Here is a 19,550-nt window from a genome sequence, read left to right as displayed (position 1 = left end):
CGGTAGCGGTCTCTTTTTGTGTCAAAGGCACTGAGATTGAACCTATAGTTTACGGTCCGCCTTGGCAAAAATTTCAACAAGAAAAAATCGTCAAACAAAGAATTGAAAAAATCCATCAGGCAGGTTTGGCAGTGGAGCTAGATCTCGGCACTTTAAGCCCTCAGTGCGAGCACGAAATCAAAAACAAAGACAATTTTATAGCCCAGTTTCCAGATTATGTCCAAAAATGGGCAAAAATTGCCGAAGAGTATCAAGTCGAAATTTTTTGCCCGCTCAATGAACCAAATTTTGCTCTTCGCGGTCGCGAATCAGAATGGGCACAAAAGATTCTACCTATTGTAAGGCAAGCTTACACCGGTAATGTAGTTTTAAAAGTAGCTGATGTTGGCTTAGAGGGTGCTGATTTTTCTGGCTACGACTATGCTGCCTTTGATGTTTATGCTGAGGATTTGACTGAGTGGCAGATGAGACTACCAGAAGTTTTACGCCGAGCCGAAGAGGTCAAATCAAAATACAATCTCAAAGGAGTTTATTTTGGCGAAACAGGAGCTATTACTTATCGCGATCCCAATGATCCGTTATTGGCAGGCGGAGTTTTTACTGAAGAAGAACAGGCTCAATTTTTCGAGATATTTTTTCAAAATGTTTGGGACAAAGTATCTGGTGCTTTTGTAATGGCTTGGGCAAAAAGTTCCCAAAGTCCTTACAACATCCGCAACAAACCAGCTGAAGAGGTAGTTAAAAAATGGTTCAATAAAGAATAAACAAAATATAGTTTGCCTAACTATTAGTTTAAGAAGTTGTTCTTATTCTAAAATAACTTTTGTCAAGAAAAACAAAGTTGCTCGTAATGAAATTTTTTAATATATACTAAAACAAATGAGAAAAAGCCATTGGTTAATACTTGCTCTTGTTTTATTGTCTTTTGGTATAGGGATATATTTTTATCCCCAACTACCTGACAGCGTAGCTTCTCACTGGAATATACAGGGCGAGGCAGACAGATACACCTCAAAGTTTTGGGGCGCTTTTTTAATGCCTTTTGTCTCTTTGGGTCTGTTTTTGCTTTTTATCTTAATACCCAAGATAGATCCCCTAAAAGCAAATATTGAAAAATTCAGAAAGTATTTTGATACTTTTATAATCCTTTTGTTCCTATTCTTACTTTATATTTACCTCCTCACTATTTTTTGGAACCTTGGCCAAAGTTTTAATATAGGAAAAATGATGGCTCCTGCTTTGAGCATAATTTTTTACTACTGCGGAGTTTTAACAGAAAAAGCAAAAAGAAACTGGTTTATTGGCATTAAAACACCATGGACCTTAAGCAGTGATAAAGTATGGAAAAAGACTCATAAAGTTGGGGGGAAACTTTTTAAAGTTGCTGGCTTAATTGCTCTTCTCTCTATCATCTCCCTTGAATATACAGCACTCTTCCTAATAGTCCCTATACTTTTAGCTTCAGCCTATACAATCACATACTCTTACTATTGCTACAAAAAAGAACTTTCTGGCAATTCAAAAACTTTAACAAAATAACAATGGCGGTCATAAAAACTAAAAATCTCAAAAAATACTTTGGCAAAATCAAAGCAATAGACGGCATCTCTTTTGTTGTTAAAAAAGGAGAGATCTTCGGCTTTCTGGGCCCAAATGGAGCAGGCAAAACTACCACTATCAGGTGTATGATGAATTTTGTTTCTCCCACTGCAGGCTCTATTAAAATTTTAAATTACGACGCCCAAGAAGAATCTGTCCAACTTAAAAAATATGTCGGTTATCTATCAAGTGAAGCCGAGCTTTATGACAATTGGAACGGCTATGAACACATCAATCTTTTGGAAAAAATTAAAGGCAAAGCGCCTCTGCGCGATAAGCTGATAAAAAAATTGGATTTTAATCCTTTACCTAAAGTCAAAACTCTTTCTACTGGCAACAAACAAAAATTAAACCTCATTCTCGCTTTAATGCACCAGCCAAAAGTAATCATTTTAGATGAGCCGACAGCCGGTCTTGACCCTCTTTTGCAAAATACAATCTACGGAATTTTAAGAGAACTCCAACAAAATGGAAGCACAATTTTTATGTCTTCCCACAACCTTCATGAAGTAGAAAATGTCTGCACGCGGGTAGGAATTATTAAAAAAGGGAAACTTATTGCTACAGAAACTATTGCTGATTTGAAGAAAAGGAAAATCTATCAGGCAAAAATTAATTTTGATTCAACCTTTAAGAAAGAGGACTTTCAGCTGAAAAACACAAAAATTATTCACCAAAATTCAGAGAGTTTGATTTTGCAAATCAAAGAAGACATCAACCCTTTGCTTAAAAAACTCGCCCGTTATCGGTTGAAAAATATAGAGATTGCTCAAGCTTCACTGGAAGAGATATTTTTAGAATTTTACAAAAATAAAAAATAAAATGCTTGCTTTATTCTGGCGCACAATTAAAGATAGAAAATACACTATTTTGGCTTACTGTTTAGCCGGAATTCTCCTTCTATGGATGTATGTCGCTCTCTTTCCCTCGATCAAGGAACAGGCGCAACAGTTGCAAGAACTAATGAAGACTTATCCGGAATCCTTACTTAAGGCTTTTGATATTGAATCTCCTGAGCTTTCTTTTACCAAGCTGGAAAACTTTCTGTCTGTAGAGCAGTTTAGCTTTGTTTGGCCGATAATGCTCTTTGCTTTAACTATTTCTTGGGCAGGCTCCTCAATTGCCGGAGAAATAGAAAAAAAGACTATTGAGATTTTGTTATCCCAGCCCATATCCCGCCTCAAAATCTTTTTGGCTAAATACTTATCAGGCATTTCAGCCCTGATAGTTTTTACCGCTATTTCTATTTTTTCAGCTATCCCTTTGGCCTCTCTTTATAATATAGAGTTCCAAACTTCCCATTATTTAAGTTTGGCTATTGTTGGCTTTTTATTAGGTTGGGCAACCTTTAGTTTAGCTATGTTTTTTTCTGCTTTATTTTCTGAAAAAGGAAAGGTCTATTTTGTCTCTGTAGCTATTATTGTAGCAATGTATGTAGTCAACATTGTCTCTTCCCTAAAAAACGAATGGAACAAGACAAAATACTTCTCTTTTTTCCATTATTACGATCCCAGCCAAGCTCTAATTAATAATCAGATTGAAAACTTGGCTGTTTGGGTTTTTCTGGGAGTAGCAATACTTTTTACCCTCTTGGCCATTATAGTTTTTTCTAAACGGGATATAGCCAGCTGACTATAAACTTGCATTTTGTCCCTGTTTCTCCTATGGTGAGAAAAGCACTTTACCAAAAGGGGGTATCACAATAATGAAGTGCGACAAATGCGGGAAGTTACTGCGATTCGTCGAGACTATACTCAGTCTCGACGACAAAGACATTGAGCGTTATTATTGCGGCAATTGCAATGAATATGTTGAGGTAATATCGTGGTACGATCCTGGTCTCAATCTTACTCTCACAGAGCAAAAAAGGTGTGGCCCAACACTTTATTTTTGGAGAAAGCTGGTTGCTCCTTTGGCATGGGGGGTATCTTTCGCCCTCGAAGAAATAAGGGAGTTGGGTCTCCTTTCTATCATTGTGCCTTTGTTTACAGTTGATTATGTTATGGATCTCATCTCGCGCGAAAACGATTACGAAGAAGAGGAGGTATTAAAATGAGAGGTGCTGAAATAAGATGTGAACGGTGCAATAACTTTTTGCAGTTCGTAGAACCAATACTAGAATCAGGAGACACCAAAGTAAATCGTTATTTTTGTAACCGGTGTCATCATTTCGTGGAAGTCATAGAGCGAAGAATACTCGCAATACCTCCGGAACAAGTAATTCGCTACAGCGCGAGCCTGTATTTTTGGAACAGACTCATTGCTCCCGCAGAATGGCGAATAAGATTCGCTCTGCAGAAATTTGGAGGAATGTGCCTTTACCTCTTCTTATTACCAATAGTCATCATTATCACTTTGATCGAGACCGTGGAAGAAAAAGGCAACCATCCTTTTCTGCCGGGAGACTAAAAGTCCGGGGAGGCAAGATATGGATCATCATGACCACTGCCCAAATTGTGAAACTCTCCTCCAAAAAGGGGGAACCACTACTGTCAGGGACAACCTGACAACAGTGGTTTACCGCTGTCCCCGTTGCGGAAAAGTCGTTTATGGAGAAAAAGAATGGGGGCAGCTCACTAGCAGCAGAGAGGATTAACCCAATCAATTCACCTTCGCAATACTTTGCGAAGGTTTTTGTTTTAAGCCCTAACACTACTTTCACCCCCAAAACCAGCCCAAATTACACAATATTTATTCCAAAAATCAAGATTGATTTTTAGGGGTAAATCTGCTAAGATAGCAGAAATGAAAGACATCGATTTTGAAAACCAACTTTGGCAAGCAGCTGACAAGCTGCGAGGCAGCATGGATGCCTCTGAATACAAACATATTGTTTTGGGATTGATCTTTTTAAAATACATTTCTGAGGCTTTTGATAAGCGAAAGAGATTTCTCGAAAAAGCCACCCAAGACAAAAACAGCCCCTATTACGCCCCTACGCCTCAAGCTCGAGAAGCTATTACTGAAGACAAAGATTCTTACCTTAGCCAGGGCATTTTTTATATTCCCCCAGAAGCCCGATGGTCCTATCTTCAAGAAAACGCTACCTCCTCTGATATTGCTCGTAAGCTAGACAAGGCAATGGAATTAATAGAACAAGAAAACCCTCAACTAAAAGGTGTTCTGCCTAAAATTTTTGTGGAGTACACGCGAGTCAGAGATTTAGAACCCAGAATTCTAGGCGAGCTGATCAATCTCTTTAGCAAGATTCAAGAACAAAAAGAAAAAGACAAAGATCTCTTGGGAAGAATCTATGAGTATTTCATTGGTCAGTTTGCTTCTGCAGAGGGCAAAAGAGGTGGCGAATTCTACACGCCTCGATGTTTAGTAAAGTTACTGATAGAGATTTTGGAGCCCTATGAAAACTGTCGGGTTTTTGACCCAGCCTGCGGAAGCGGAGGTATGTTTATCCAAAGCAGAAAATTTATTGAAATGCACAAAAAAGATCCCAGCAAAATAAACTTTTATGGCCAAGAAAAAAACTCAACCACCTGGCGGCTTTGCCAAATGAATTTGGCAATTAGAGGGATCATCGCCCACGTTGAACAAGGCGATTCTTACCACAATGACAAATTCCCTGATCTCCGAGCAGATATTGTAATTTCCAATCCCCCCTTTAACTTTTCAGATTGGGGCGCAGATAGAATTCAGAAAGATCCAAGGATCAAATATGGTCTTCCTCCTAACAGCAACGCAAACTTTATGTGGATCCAGCACTTTGTTTACCACTTGGCTCCCGGCGGAGTAGCTGGTTTTGTGATGGCAAATGGCGCCCTGGCTGTGGGAGGCAAAGAAGGCGAAATTAGAAAAAGAATTATTAGAGATGATTTGGTAGACGTAATTATTGCCTGTCCGCCCAAACTTTTCTACAACGTTTCATTGCCGGTCTCTCTTTGGTTTTTGACCAAAGACAAAAGAAATAAAAGATTTAGAGACCGTCGTGGTGAAACTTTGTTTATTGATGCGCGCGAAATGTATGAGCCAATTTCCAGAAAACAATATGTGATCACTGACAAGCAGATTCAGAAAATCGCTGATACTGTTAGAGCTTGGCGGGGAGAAAAGGGAGCCGGAAAATACAAGGATGAGCCAGGATTTTGTAAGGCAGTCACTATCGAAGAAATTAGAAAAGCAGGTTATGTTTTGACGCCGGGAAGATATGTGGGTATTAAGCCCGAAGAAGACGACGGCATACCGTTTGAGAAGAAGATGAAAAAATTGACGAAGCAATTAGAAAAATATTTCAAGGAGTCGAGGAAGCTAGAAAGAAAAATTAAGCATAACTTAAAGCGTTTAGGGAGACAAAATGCGTAAAAAATTTGTTTCAATCAAAAAGATCACCAAAGTCACTCTCAAACAATTGCCCAAAGACAAGCCGGGGGTATACGGGATCTTCACTCGTTCTGGTCGACTTCAAAAAGTGGGGCGAGCGAAAAGAGGACGTTTGCCAAAAAGAATTTTGGAAAGTGTGCGGGAGATTCGAGAGCAGAAACAGCAAGCGGTAAAGTTTGGAGTGATTCTTACTAACTCTGTAGAAGAAGCCAAAAGGCTAGAGACTTTTCTTGTTAGGAGAAGAAAACCGCCATTTAATAAAGAACAGAAAGGAAAATGATGAGATTTAAGGAAGAAGATTATGAAAAAATCCGGAAATTTTTGGACACTTTGACTTCCTATTTCTCTGTGAGACCTTGGCCTTCAGGCTTTTTTCGTACAGTGGGAAGGATTAAGGAAGAGCTAAAAAACCTTAATTCGAATATCGAGAAGGCCACCGCCTCTTCAGAGAAGTTAACAAAAGCCTTAAATAAAATCACTTTAGCTGGTGTTATCATAGCGGGCATTGGAATGCTAATTGCTATAGCAAGTTTGCTTTTTGAGATTTATAAATTTTTCGTTATCAGATAAAGAGGGAAGTATGGATATCCAGGAATTTAAAAACGAGATCATTAAATCTGAAGCAAAAGTTTCGGAGTTATTAAGGAAGGCAAAGATCCTGGCGAGTGAATTGGGCGATAAAGAATTTTTAAAATGGATTGATCGCGAAATGAATGGTTACAGTTCAGGCAAACCACCTAGCTATAGGTTGATAAGAGGTGAGCCCAAGGCACTTAATCCTGTTTTGGGTCGATGGATACCCGTGATGTTTCCCAAAGACGACAAAACTCAAGATTTGCTTTCTCGACAACACATCTTTGAGTCAATTCCCGAACTTGAGAACCTGCTTGATAAAAGTGAAGACTACTTGCAAATTAAATATCCACCACCCATGCAAGAAATGCTTGCACAAGCAGTTAAGATGCGGACAGAGTTTGCAATGTTTTTCCCTCAAAGCCAGATAGTTTCAGTTTTAGAGGCTGTGCGTGATAAGCTTCTTGATTGGACGATTAGCAAAACTAAAGATAAACCAACAATAAGAAGCAGTCGAACTGAGAAAGATTTATTTCCAAACAGCTTGGTGAAAAAGCTACCTCCAGATTTGAAAATATTGTGTGATGATTTTAATTTTAATTTCGCCAACAAAAGACCAATAGCATCTATATTAATTTTAAGAAGAATTTTGCCTCTTTCTATTGTGAGGAAGTTCCAGCAAATAAACAAAGAGTCAGAAGTCAAAGATGAAAAGGGGCAGTATTTAGAGACAAAAAATCTCTTGGGGAAAGCGGAAAGGTTGCTTTCCAACAAAAGAATTTACAAAGAGGTAATGAATTACAAAATTTTAATTGATAGTGCTCAACATTCATACTCGATCAATATTCAATTGTCAGACGTGGAAGGTGCAGCAGTTAAAATTAGGATTTTCTTGGAGGAGCTTTTTAAATAAAAATTGGTGGAGGATAAAGTTAAAAATTAAAAATGGAGGACGAAAAGATGTTTTCCAAGAGTAAAAAATGGAAAAGCGTGAAAATTAAAGAAATCGGGAAGGTTATAACAGGCAAAACTCCTTCTACTACTGATCCAAGAAATTTCGGCGGTCGTTACCCATTTATTACCATTCCCGATCTAAAAAATCAGCGCTACATAGAGAAAACAGAGCGAACTCTTTCAGAAAAAGGGGCACAATCGATGAGAAATTTAAAGTTGCCACCCAAAGCTGTTGTGGTTTCGTGTTTGGCTACTGTAGGAGAAGTCGGAATAACATGCAGGGAAAGCTTTACTAATCAACAAATCAATTCTGTAATTTGCGATATAGATAAAATTCTACCCGAATTCCTTTATTACTGTTTTAAATACGTGAAACCTCGATTGTTAAAATATAGTGGGTCGGTATACACGAATATTTCTAAATCCAAATTTGAGAACTTTGAAATAACAATCCCCCAAGACCTCAACGAACAAAAGCGCATTGCGGATATTCTTTCTGCTTTTGATGAGAAGATTGAGCTCAACAACAAGATTAACCAGACACTGGAGGAAATGGCGCAGGCGATTTTTGAAGAGTGGTTTGTGAAATTTAGATTCCCGGGTTGGGAAAAAGTGAAATTTGTTGACAGCGAATTAGGCAAAATTCCGGAAGGATGGAGAGTAGAGAGGTTGGGAGAGATCGTAGAGCGACGGAGGGAGAGAATTAAAACCTTTGAGGAGTGGAAGAGAGAAAAGTTACTTGATCTAGGGAGGTTTCCTCGGCGAAGTCTGAGTGTTTCCACTTTTGGTAAGGGTGCAGAGATTAAGACATCGGCATTTAGATTTTACAAAGGGGATATTCTTTTCGGAGCCGTAAGGCCTTATTTTCACAAGGTAGTTATAGCACCTTTCGATGGTGTCACAAATCAATCAGTTTTTGTGATTTATCCTAGAAAGCGAGAGTTATATTCATTTTCAATTTCTCTCTTATTCTCTGCTTCTACAATAGAATTCGCTTCCAAATGCGCATCGGGGACCAAGATGCCTGTGGTAAAATGGGATGATCTTTGCAGAATGCCTTTTGTTCTCCCTCCAAAGAAGCTGCTTAATCATTTCGAAAAAATGTGCTTCCCCCTTTATAAACAACTTATCCGGAATGTAAAAGAAAACCAACTTTTATCGTCTCTTCGCGATTTACTTTTGCCTAAATTAATGAGTGGGGAAATAAGGGTATAGCCATGAAGACAAAAGGTTTTATTAAAAACTTGAAACTGCTTCAAGAGACACCCGAGGTGCCGGATCTTTTAAATTTTTCAGAATATATCAGATCCTTTGAGCAAAAATTGTCTTCAATCGATAAGCCAGCTCTAGTAGGTCTTATTGGTCCTTATGGTATAGGTAAGAGCACAATGTTGTACCAAATAATGGACAAAAGAAAAAGGTCGAAAAAGGAAAAATGGATAAAGTTTGAGGCTTGGAGTTATCCCAACAGAAAACTTTTATGGGAGGGGCTGTTGTTAGAGATGGTTCAACAGACTTCGGAGTTATCTTTTTTGGAAAAGAAGATGAAAGGGAAAAGTGGCCGAAATTTCGCTATTGAACTTTTTAAAGCCATTTTGTCTTCTGCCCGTCTTGGTGGATTAACTGGACTATTGGATCTGTTTCGCGAACTCCCCCCGGAAGCTATGGTTGAATTTCAAAAGTTGTTCCTAGAAGGGTCGAAGAAACTTTTGAAGCGGCAAGATTTCTTTTTGATAATAGAAGATGCTGATCGTTCAGGAGAAGAAGGACTCTTTTTCCTCGAAACTCTTAGTTACTTTATCAGAAACATTTTGTGCAGAGAAAATCTAAAAAAGAAATTTATAGTCATTGCTCTCATAGGTAGTGAAAACTTCCAGAAAGAGACCCAGAGATATTTAAAGTTTTTGGACTACGCAGAGTTTTTCTACCCCAAAATCTCACATTTTGAAGAGTTTATCGAACAAATTTTTGATCCTGATTTTTTAGAAAATGAAGAATATAAGCCCGCCAAAGATCAACTTGCTTCTTTCTTTATGGCCCTTTTTCAAGAATTTCCCCAAACAATGTCTCCCCGACTTTTAAAAACCATTTTGAGAAAAGCAAACATTGTGTATCAGCAGCAATTGCAAGCAGATTTTCAAGCTGATTTCAGAGTGACCATTTGTGTTGAAGCGTCGAAATTTTTAAAGAATGAAAAGGGAGAGACTTTTTTTGAGATTTTCCAAAAAAACAAAATGATTCATAATGACACTGTCTTCGCTTCTTTTTTAGCGGTGATCTGTGATGATATAGCAAATGTTTACAAAAATGAGGCTAATATTGGGACGGGACTACGTTATCCTACCAAACCCTTTCTTTTGAATGACAGCACTTCTCGAACCCTTCCTTTTTGCGGCCCAGATTTTGAAGGGCAAAAGAGGTGTTGGATTAGTGGGATGTATTTTTATTTTTTCTAATGAGGCAAAATGAAACTAATCGAACAAACCCTAACAGAACAACCAGCAATTGAGTGGTTTAAAAGCCTTGGGTATGATTATGCCTTTGGTCCAAAAGATTTGGTATTGGAACGAAGAGATTATCGCCAGGTAATTTTAGAAAGAAGGCTCAAAGAGGCTTTGGTAAATTTGAATCCGGGAATTCCTCAAGCAGCAATAGAAGAAACGATTGAGGAAATTCAACGAATCGAACATCCGGACCTTATAATTGCTAACAAGAACTTTTACCGACTGCTTATTCAGGGTGTACCGCTCAAGATTGACGAAGAAAAATGGGATTATGTTAAGCTAATTGATTTTGAGCAGCCGGAGCGAAATGACTTTTTAATCGTTAACCAATTTTCCGTTCAAGGCACAGAAAAAGTAAGGCGGCCCGATCTCATAGTCTTTGTAAATGGTTTGCCTTTGGCTCTTTTTGAATTCAAAAACCCGGCTACAGAAAATGCCACAATCGATGATGCTTACGATCAAGTGATGAAAGGTTACAAAAAAGATATCCCCGATATCTTTAAATACAATCAAGTCATTGTTATTTCTGATCTTTTAGAAGCTAAGCACGGTACAATTAGTTCTACCCGCGAATGGTTCTCGGTTTGGAAAAAAATTGAGAATGAAAACGAAAAAACAAAAGGAGTGAACCAACTTGAGGTTTTGATTAAAGGCATTTTCCACAAGGCTCGTTTTTTAGATATCGTTCAAAATTTCATCATTTTTGAGAAAGAAGGGAGCACTTTTGTCAAAAAGATGCCCCTTTATCACCAATACTTTGGGGTGAACAAAGCGATTGAAGCCACAAAGACAAAAGTTAAGCCTAAAGGAGATGGTCGCATTGGAGTTTTTTGGCACACGCAAGGCTCGGGAAAATCTATTTCAATGATTTTTTATGTGAACAAAGTACGACAACTTAAAGAACTTAAAAATCCAGCTTTTGTATTTTTGACTGACAGAAACGATCTTGACAACCAACTTTTTAAGAAGTTTAAAAGGTGTGGCCTCTTTCCTAAACAGGCAAAGTCAATCAGAGATTTACGAGAGAGACTTAAAAGAGCAAGTGGAGACATAATCTTTACCACAATTCAAAAATTTGAGACCGAGCGTGAAGAAGAAAAATACCCTCTTCTCTCTAAGAAGCATAATCTAATTGTTATTGCTGACGAAGCTCATCGATCGCAATACGCAAAACTTGCAGGCAATGCTCGTCAGGCAATGCCCAATGCTTCTTTTCTCGGTTTTACTGGGACTCCAATCAGCCTTCGGGATAGAGATACGAGGTTGGTTTTTGGAGATTATATTAGTGTTTATCCTATCGATAGAGCGGTGGAAGATAAAGCAGTCGTTCCTATCTATTACGAAGGAAGACTTGTGCCTTTGCATTTAACAAACGAGTTTATAGATGAAGATTTTGACCATCTTACGGCGAATTTAGATACAGAGGCAAAAGAAGAACTTAAGAAGAGGTATTCCAGATTAGAAAAGCTGATCAGTGACCCTGACCGGCTAGAGAAAATCGCCCGAGATATCGTCTGGCATTTCAACCATCGGGCAGTTGAAGGAAAAGCGATGGTGGTGACCATTAGTCGAAAAGTAGCGGTCAAGATGTATAAACTAATTTCTAAAAACCCTGAGGCTCCAGAGTGTGCAGTGGCTGTTTCCGGGTTGACTGATTTTAAAGGAAAGGTTCAGGATGATTTGGATGTGGAACAGCTAAAAGAGAGATTTGTGGATCCAGATGATCCGCTCAAAATGGTGATTGTTTGCGATATGTGGTTGACGGGGTTTGATGTGCCTTGCTTGGCCACAATGTATATGGACAAGCCTTTGAAAAACCATACTTTGATGCAGGCGATTGCGAGAGTGAACAGGGTTTTTAAGGATAAGCAGGGAGGTTTAATCGTTGATTATATTGGGATTGCGGATGATTTGAGGAAAGCATTGAACATCTATAGTGAAAAAGAGGTCAAAGAAGCCTTGATCCCTCTAGAGGAGTTAATTGAGAGAATGCACGAGAAATACGATATCGTTCGTTCTTATTTTGCTGGGATGAGATACAAAAGCTGGCACAAGCTACCAGGAAGGAAATTGGCTCGACTCTTTCAGCGGGCGATTAACAAAGTTATTACTGATGAAGAAACAGGGAGAATTGATGAAGAAAAACAAAAACGTTTTATAAAAGAGGCAACAGCATTGTTTAAATTGTGGGCTTTTATTCGGCCCCATCCCGAAGCAGATAAAATTCAAAAAGAAGTAGAGTTCTTTCAGGCGATTAAGAAAAATATTGTTAAAAGAGTAATTGTTCGGCCACTAACGGTGGAGCAGAAAATAGAAACTACAGTTAAAGAGCTGATTGCCGAGAGCATTGCAGCTGACAAACCAATAGATATCTTAGAGATGCAAGGCAAGAAAAAGCCGGAGGTTTCGATCTTTGATGAAGAATTTTTGAAAAGACTAAAGCAGATGGCCTACCCCAATTTGGCGATTCAAGTATTAAGAAAATTGCTAAGTGATGAAATTAATTCGCGATTAAGGAAAAATATAGTGCGGTATGACTCTCTTAGAGAAAGATTGGAAGAGGTAATTGAGAAATATGAGAAGAAATTTATAGATTCTGCCGAAACTATTGATAAGTTGATTGACTTGGCAAAGGAGATAAAAGCAGAAGAGAGAAAGGGGCAAAAATTAGGCTTGAGTGAGGAAGAGTTAGCTTTTTATGACGCATTGACAAAAGGGAAAAAGTATATAAAAGAGGATAAAGAATTGAGACGGTTAGCAAAGGAAGTGGTACAGGCAATTAAAGAAGATCTGGCGGTAGATTGGACGAATAATGACGTGTTGCTTGCTAGGATTAGAGGCAAAATTAAAAGGATTCTTTATCGATCGGGAATTCCGCCACAGGAGGCTGAGCCCATTGCTCAGGTTACTTTAAAACAAGCTCAATTTTTGTTTGAAGATGCTGGTTCTTCAGATTAAAATTCGCCGAAGTGGTGGCGGAGAGGATGAAGTGAGAAAGATAAGAATAAGAATAAGGGGTTCGGCAGAGCCCCTTTTTTGTAAAAAATACTATTATTGACCTAGGCCCAAGAGATATGATAGATTAGATGAATTACCAGTAGAGGTTTGTCAGCAAAAACGCAAGCTAAAAGTCGCTATGTGCAGTTTGTGGAAGAAAACATTGAGAAATTACCCAGCCACTCTTTGGTTTGCCACACTCCTAGTCCTCTTGATACTAGCTCTTGGATGGGCAAGATGGGTGAAAACTGGATATATTTTTTCATTGCAGAATATTCTTTCAGGTATTATTCCTGCTCTTATACCTGGACTCTCTGTGGAGGTAGCTTTTTACCTTTATGAGAAAAAAACTTTCGAAGAAAAAATGCAGGCGATTAATCTATTGAAGAAACAATTAGAGATTCTGGGAAGCTGGACGAAATATGAAGAAGGGGGATATCACCGGTACGACATGGCAAGAACAGCGGACAGCAAGCTGAGAGAGTGGGGCAATCCTTTCTATAATATCTTTAATCCTGATGTTCATACAGTGCTTGGACAAACACTTTTATTGCCAGGAACCGCGAAACTGGGCCCCAAAATTAATGAATATCTTGCACGACTTAATCAAGAAATTCGAAGTTTTAACAACACATTGGAAGAAATCCGGAGATTTAAATTTAGCAGCGATGCGTATAAAAATATAGTATTACATCTAAAACTCAATGTGCCGGAGCATGTTGAAGCCCGACAGTGGTTGAAGAAGCTGAAAAAACCTCAAGAGCTTAAACCTAAGGAAAAGATTTTTGCAAAAAAATTAACCGAAATGTATGCCCATCTTCATTTTTATCATATATCAGATGAACTTGACAAAAGGCTGTTCTATTGGCACAAAAAAACCTACGAGGCAGTTCTGAAGAAAGAAAAATGGCTGTTGGGCCAGGAAGCTAGAGAGGATTGTTGAGCAAACATTTTAAAGAGATAGCAGACTTCGGAGGCAGATTTGTAAAGTAACAGCAGATGGAAAAGCTACGCGGAACTAGCTCTAACTTTGACAGATTAGTATTTGTAGTAAAATAAATACAGCATGAACCTGCCTTTTACTATTAAATTTTACAAAAAATTGGAACTTTTCCAGACCCTCCAACAATTAAATGCCCAAGCAGACCACCAAAAAGAAAGCCTTTGGCCTATTGAAAAAAGAATCTTACGGTGGACTTATTGGGGACATAAACATCTGGGCAGTCCTATATTTGAATTTGATCTCTTTGAAAAAGCCAAAACCATAGAGGCAAGAAAAAAGAAATACGAACACCATCTACTCGCACAGCGCGAAAAACTAAACCAGGATCTCGATACACAGGAAGAGAAACAATTTGCCGAGGCTGTTTTGGATGTATTGGAAAAGAGTTGGCTGATTTTTTTGGAAGATATAAGAAAGTTAGAAAAACAGCTTAGAAATGACAAAGACCGGTTGCCACCAGATGAAAAAAGACTGCCTGCCGAAGCAAAAGAAAAGATAATTTCTAATCTTATAGTCAATTTAAAACAAGCCGATATAGATAGTTATTCTCCAAAACTAGACGATATGAAAATCAAACAGGAAGAAGTAGACAAGATCGGCAGAGATAGAATCCTAAAAAATTTAGTTATGCGCGGATTTGCCAAATTCGCAAATGGTCAAGACACACGCGATGGCATACTCATAACTAAAGAAGGACTGCTAATGGGAGAGGTTATTTGGGAAACTACCAAAATTGTATGCGGAGAAAAACTGATGAAGGATAAATGGCCATACTGGACTTACAAATTCTTTCTGTTATCAGCATGGATCATAATTTGTCTCGGTATATTGTTATTAATCCGGCAACTATTCCCTGCTAGCCTTGCATATCTAGGTTTTTTGCTTGCCAAAATTCCCTGGCTACCACTTACACTATCTCTAATTACGTTAGCTATACTAAGCATAATTTTCATCATAACCTTTTTGCTCAAACTTATATTTTTCCCTTTGAGTATTAAAAAAAAAGAAGTCTGTGAATAAAAAAAAGATTCTCAAAAATAAGGTAAGCAAAAAAATCGCAAAAATAGTAAGCTATTCCATTGCTGACAGCAATACCTTTCTATACACAAAATGTGTATCCACCATTGAGAAAGATAGCCGAGAAATACCAATCGGAGGGGGCAACTTCACAGTTCTTTTATCTACCTTGGCAACTATCGAGTTTCTTGGAACAGTTAACGCAATTGTAGAAAGCAAAGAAAAAGATTTTTGGAGCAAAAAAGAAATAAAAGAATTAGAAGAAGCAAAAATAAAAATAACAAAATTATATAGAAGCAGAAGTAAAAAATGGATAACAGATTTCTTATTAAGACCTTTTGGCCAGATGCCAAAAGAAGGAGAATTAAAGGTAGGAACGCACAAAAAAATTAAAAAGCTCCTCAAGGCGACGAAAAGACTGACAAATTTAAATGATGAAGAAATTGAAAAGCTTTTAAGAGTAAGGAATAGTCTCGTACATGAATTTACACCAAAAAATATACCGGCCGCAGGTCTGCCTTTTATGCCAAAAGCTGACTTCCGTTCTATTGTTCTCTTTTATCAAAGTCGAGATGTATTCGCATTAACAAGAAAAAATGAAATAGGAATTGACTCAAATGCCTTAAGCCACAAACTACATTATTTACTAAAATATATACTGGAGAAAATTGATAAGTTGGATGATAAAAAAATACAAAGAATAGAAAAATACCTAAAAAGGATTTAAGAAGACAAAAGACGTAACAAATCCTCTCTCTGTAACTATTTGTCCCAAAAGTCAAGATGGAAATATACAATAAAAGAGAAAATAAAAAAGAAGGATGATAAAAATTCTTATTATTCTCGTTGTTCTGCTCACCCTTGAGATGATTGGTCCAAGCGGTTCTAGGCTTTGACAAAAAATCCGCAACGCAAAATAATACAAAAGCAAACCCGAAAAAGTAAAAAAGGATATAAAAATTACCACTAATTAAAACTATGCCGCAGCAAAATCTTTTCTTTCAAAAACCAAAAAGCCCCTTCAAACTCAGTCGGTCAAAAATTGAGTTGTTTGTGGAGTGTCCAAGATGTTTCTACCTAGATGTAAAACTAGGCATCAGACGACCCTCGTGGCCGGCTTTCACTCTTAACAGCGCTGTTGATCATTTGCTTAAAAAAGAGTTTGATATTCATCGCGCTAAAAACTCCACTCACCCCCTACTCAAAAACTACGGCTTAGAGGCAGTACCATTTCAGCATCAAGAATTGGAAAACTGGCGTAATTTCAGGCAAGGTATTCAGTACCATGATCCTGAAACTAATTTTTTGGTTTATGGAGCTATTGACGACATTTGGATCAGCAAAAAAGAAGAGCTGATTGTGGTTGATTATAAAGCTACGAGTATTAACGGGGAGGTAACCTTAGACGGAGAATGGAAAGAAGGATACAAAAGACAGCTGGAAATCTATCAATGGCTTTTTAGAAACAATGGCTTTAAGGTTTCAGACACTGCCTACTTTGTCTATGTTAATGCCAAGCGTGACCGCAAAGCTTTTGACGGCAAACTGGAGTTTGATGTTAAGCTTCTGCCTTATAAAGGCTCAACCTCTTGGATAGAGCCAACACTAAAAGAAATCAAAAAAATACTGCAAAGCGATAAACTCCCTAAGCCAAAAACAACTTGCGAATACTGCCAATACCGCCAAAAAGCAGGAGAAATAGAAAGATACTGATAGACTAACAATATTAATTTAAAAACAGAGGCTTTAATAAGAAGGGGTCTCAGCAATTGTCACCTCTACGTAGTCGCTATTATCTTCAAAAGTGACAACTGCCTGAGTATCGCCTTTGCTCATAATGGCTGTGTTGGTGCCGCTGTTAGATCCGGAAACTACTTCGCTGTATCCTTTTTGTTTAAATAAGCTTAAAATTTTGGCTAAATCACTTGAGCTGGCGCGACGCGGGATAGCATACTTTAAGTAAGCATTCTGACCTTTAGCAGTAGTGAACTCAATCAAACTGGCTCCGCCAAAAACAGATTCAATAATAGGTTTCACTTCACTATCCCAGCTAACAGCTGAACCTGTGGGCGTCACCTCATTGGCTGAAGAAAAAGAAGAACTTTCTTCTGTTTGGCTCGCAGATTGCTCACTACTTTCAGAACTCTGTTGCTCTGAACTTACTGATTGCTTGCTTGAATGCGAAAGTATTGGAACAAAACGTGCCCAAAACATCTGACCCATAAAGACAAAAGACAATAAACTACCTAAAATCAAAACACCCACAATCACTAAGACCAAAATAAGCACCTTGTTAGTTTTCATAATTACTTTTATTTTCTGCCTCAATAATAACATAACCCTTCTTGAGAACCAAAAAGAATCCAAACTGACATTTAAATATTTAAAATCTATAATAGAAGAGTGAAAAGAATCTGGATTTGGATTATTTTAACTCTTGTTGCCCTCGTTTTAATAGCAACATCTAGTTACTTTTACTTTCAAAAAGAACCAACCGTCCAAATAAAAAAAGAGTTTGATATCCAAGGACTAACTTGGCGCACCTATTCTTATTATTACAACCCCTTTATTTATAAACAAGGCTACAACTTTTTGTCCAATAAACGCATTTTAAACAAAGCTAAAAATACAGGAGCCAATTTTTTATTAATAAGAGCTTTTTACAACGGCACCCCAGATGGCGGCCTTGAAGGCAATACAGAAAAAGCCCAAAGAGTTCTAAAAAAAGCAATCAACGAAGCCCATAAAAAAGGCTTTAAAATTTTTCTTGTGCCATATGTAGAATCCAGAGAATATTGGGTTAATAAAAAATGGCGGCTTTCTGAAGATATTTGGACAGAGACAGTGCTGACTTGGGCTAAGTTTGCCCAAGAAAATGAGGTGGAAATGTTTGCTCCGGGAGTAGAGATGAACCTTATTTTAGATGAAAAAATATCAGGCAGGTGGCTTAAAGAAATCCTGCCTCAAATAAGAGAAATTTACAGCGGCAAAGTCATTACTGCTGAACACTATGACGCAGAAAGATGGAAAATCCTAGATAAAAGCCAGTCTTTTTGGGGCTATGACTGTTTGGGCCTTACTTTTTATCCGCGTAAAGAGTATGACGGCATAAGCGATATTAGAAGCTTTGAAGACGTCAGAGATTATATTGAAAAAGAAACAACAACCATTGACAAATTAGCTAAAAAATACAACATCTCTTGTAAGTTAGCAGTACCTATGGGTTTGGATTACTGGCAAGGAAGCGCTGAACACAGCCCTCTGCCTGATGCTCAAATCTATGCCCAAGCTATTAGTATAGGACTTGATATTTTAAAAAAGCACAACTTTTCAGGTGTCTTTATTGGCTATTGGGCTGATGAGGATGACCATTTTGGCAAAAGAAAAGATGTTCGAGAAATGCTGAAAAAAAGATGGACAGAAGAATAAAAACTTAGTGCAAGTATTCTTTTAGACGACGATGAACCTTCATCTCTCTTAGCTTTTCCAAGGCTTTGGCTTCAATCTGGCGCACTCTTTCACGGGTTACCCCAAACTCTTTTCCTACTTCTTCAAGAGTATGAGTCTCCCCGTCCTCAAGGCCAAAACGCATCCTTAAAATTTTTTGTTCCCGCGGAGTCAGATATTTAAGAATATCTCTGATCTGTTGGCGTAAAAACTGCTGGGAGGCAGCATCCTCAGGAGTAGCAGCTTGCTTGTCTTCAATAAAATCTCCTAAAATTGAGTCTTCATCTTCACCCACAGGAGCCTCTAAAGAAACTGTATCTTGGGTCATTTTTAAAATCTGTTCAACTTTTTCTGCAGGCAAACCGATCTCAGCTCCAATCTCTTCAGGCAGGGGCTCCCTACCTAATTCCTGAACCAACATCCTTTGGGCTTTATGGATTTTGTTGATTGTTTCCACCATATGTACAGGAATTCTAATAGTACGCGCCTGATCAGCAATGGCTCTGGTAATTGCTTGTCTAATCCACCAAGTAGCATAGGTAGAAAACTTATAACCTCTTTTCCAATCAAATTTCTCGACCGCGCGCATTAAACCAATATTGCCCTCTTGAATTAAATCCAAAAAACCCAAACCTCTGCCAATATATTTTTTGGCAATAGAAACAACTAAACGCAAATTCGCTCGCGCTAATTTTCTTTTGGCTACCTCATCTCCCCAAGCCACTCTTTTGGCTAAAGCTTTTTCAGACACAGGCGTCAAAAGAGAAACCTTACCTATTTCCCGCAGATAAAGCCTAACAGAGTCATCAATATAATCAGAGATATCATTAATGCGTATTGAAGAAAGAGCTTCCTCTTCCTCCCGTTTTTCATCTTCCATAAATCTGTCCAAAATTCGCTTTGGTTCTCCGGCTATCATTTCAATTCCCCTTTCTTGCAATAAAAGAAAAAGATAGTCAGCATCTTTAAGCCGAGATTCAGGATTAGGGATAAGGTTTAAAATCTCTTTAGCAGAAACAAAACCGTCCCTATCCCCTTTCTCAATCAATTCCTGAAAGCGCGGGGGGACATCATGAAGATTCTCTGGATGAAAACGTAAAACATTGGGATCAACCATAAAAATT

19 protein-coding genes are annotated in these 19,550 nt (G+C 38.1%); 17 read left to right on the top strand and 2 right to left on the bottom strand.

Annotated features, from left to right (window positions below):
- The 16 genes from J7K05_00835 to J7K05_00760 all read left to right on the top strand — a co-directional run.
- On the top strand, positions 1 to 764 hold a 764-nt coding region (locus J7K05_00835; protein MCD6194740.1), incomplete at its 5' end, for a hypothetical protein.
- A gap of 115 nt (positions 765 to 879) precedes the next feature.
- On the top strand, positions 880 to 1,539 hold the full coding sequence (locus J7K05_00830) for an SdpI family protein (GenBank protein MCD6194739.1): 660 nt from the start codon (positions 880 to 882) through the stop codon (positions 1,537 to 1,539).
- Between the two features lie 2 nt (positions 1,540 to 1,541).
- The gene (locus J7K05_00825; GenBank protein ID MCD6194738.1) at positions 1,542 to 2,420 is read left to right on the top strand and encodes an ABC transporter ATP-binding protein; all 879 of its coding nucleotides are present in this window, start codon (positions 1,542 to 1,544) and stop codon (positions 2,418 to 2,420) included.
- Between the two features lies 1 nt (position 2,421).
- Entirely contained in the window at positions 2,422 to 3,231 is an 810-nt protein-coding gene (locus tag J7K05_00820) for an ABC transporter permease subunit (GenBank protein ID MCD6194737.1), read from the top strand.
- A gap of 73 nt (positions 3,232 to 3,304) precedes the next feature.
- Positions 3,305 to 3,655, top strand: a complete 351-nt coding sequence (locus J7K05_00815) for a hypothetical protein (protein ID MCD6194736.1) — start codon at positions 3,305 to 3,307, stop codon at positions 3,653 to 3,655.
- 689 nt (positions 3,656 to 4,344) lie between these two features.
- Complete coding sequence (locus tag J7K05_00810; protein ID MCD6194735.1) at positions 4,345 to 5,913, top strand: type I restriction-modification system subunit M; 1,569 nt, start codon at positions 4,345 to 4,347, stop codon at positions 5,911 to 5,913.
- Entirely contained in the window at positions 5,906 to 6,211 is a 306-nt protein-coding gene (locus J7K05_00805) for a hypothetical protein (GenBank protein ID MCD6194734.1), read from the top strand. Before J7K05_00810 ends, J7K05_00805 begins: the two co-directional genes overlap by 8 nt.
- Positions 6,208 to 6,501 carry a hypothetical protein gene (locus tag J7K05_00800; protein ID MCD6194733.1) on the top strand — a complete coding sequence of 98 codons (294 nt, stop codon included), beginning with the start codon at positions 6,208 to 6,210 and terminating at the stop codon, positions 6,499 to 6,501. Before J7K05_00805 ends, J7K05_00800 begins: the two co-directional genes overlap by 4 nt.
- Before the next feature lie 10 nt (positions 6,502 to 6,511).
- Complete coding sequence (locus J7K05_00795) at positions 6,512 to 7,417, top strand: hypothetical protein (GenBank protein MCD6194732.1); 906 nt, start codon at positions 6,512 to 6,514, stop codon at positions 7,415 to 7,417.
- A gap of 32 nt (positions 7,418 to 7,449) precedes the next feature.
- A complete protein-coding gene (locus tag J7K05_00790; protein MCD6194731.1) occupies positions 7,450 to 8,673 on the top strand; it encodes a restriction endonuclease subunit S in 1,224 nt (407 codons plus the stop codon).
- Positions 8,674 to 8,675: 2 nt separating this feature from the next.
- Complete coding sequence (locus J7K05_00785; GenBank protein MCD6194730.1) at positions 8,676 to 9,914, top strand: hypothetical protein; 1,239 nt, start codon at positions 8,676 to 8,678, stop codon at positions 9,912 to 9,914.
- A 9-nt stretch (positions 9,915 to 9,923) separates the two neighbouring features.
- Positions 9,924 to 12,920 (top strand): type I restriction endonuclease subunit R, encoded by a 2,997-nt coding sequence (locus J7K05_00780; GenBank protein ID MCD6194729.1) that lies wholly within the window; start codon positions 9,924 to 9,926, stop codon positions 12,918 to 12,920.
- Between the two features lie 178 nt (positions 12,921 to 13,098).
- The gene (locus J7K05_00775; GenBank protein ID MCD6194728.1) at positions 13,099 to 13,902 is read left to right on the top strand and encodes a hypothetical protein; all 804 of its coding nucleotides are present in this window, start codon (positions 13,099 to 13,101) and stop codon (positions 13,900 to 13,902) included.
- 123 nt (positions 13,903 to 14,025) lie between these two features.
- Positions 14,026 to 14,982 (top strand): hypothetical protein, encoded by a 957-nt coding sequence (locus J7K05_00770; GenBank protein ID MCD6194727.1) that lies wholly within the window; start codon positions 14,026 to 14,028, stop codon positions 14,980 to 14,982.
- On the top strand, positions 14,975 to 15,706 hold the full coding sequence (locus J7K05_00765) for a hypothetical protein (GenBank protein MCD6194726.1): 732 nt from the start codon (positions 14,975 to 14,977) through the stop codon (positions 15,704 to 15,706). The genes J7K05_00770 and J7K05_00765 overlap by 8 nt, the downstream gene beginning before the upstream one ends.
- 251 nt (positions 15,707 to 15,957) lie before the next feature.
- Entirely contained in the window at positions 15,958 to 16,692 is a 735-nt protein-coding gene (locus J7K05_00760) for a PD-(D/E)XK nuclease family protein (GenBank protein MCD6194725.1), read from the top strand.
- 33 nt (positions 16,693 to 16,725) lie between these two features.
- Here the strand turns inward: J7K05_00760 and J7K05_00755 are convergent, their stop codons facing one another.
- Complete coding sequence (locus J7K05_00755; GenBank protein ID MCD6194724.1) at positions 16,726 to 17,283, bottom strand: hypothetical protein; 558 nt, start codon at positions 17,281 to 17,283, stop codon at positions 16,726 to 16,728.
- A gap of 99 nt (positions 17,284 to 17,382) precedes the next feature.
- Here J7K05_00755 and J7K05_00750 point away from each other — a divergent pair, with 99 nt between their 5' ends.
- Positions 17,383 to 18,408: a hypothetical protein gene (locus tag J7K05_00750; protein MCD6194723.1), complete on the top strand. Its 1,026-nt coding sequence runs from the start codon at positions 17,383 to 17,385 to the stop codon at positions 18,406 to 18,408.
- Between the two features lie 4 nt (positions 18,409 to 18,412).
- Here the strand turns inward: J7K05_00750 and rpoD are convergent, their stop codons facing one another.
- Positions 18,413 to 19,543 (bottom strand): RNA polymerase sigma factor RpoD, encoded by a 1,131-nt coding sequence (rpoD, locus tag J7K05_00745; GenBank protein ID MCD6194722.1) that lies wholly within the window; start codon positions 19,541 to 19,543, stop codon positions 18,413 to 18,415.
- Positions 19,544 to 19,550 lie beyond the last annotated feature (7 nt).

It is taken from the genome of bacterium (genome assembly GCA_021157605.1).
Taxonomy (GTDB): Bacteria; Patescibacteriota; UBA1384; order JAGGWG01; family JAGGWG01; genus JAGGWG01.
This window is presented reverse-complemented; position numbering and strand designations above follow the sequence as displayed.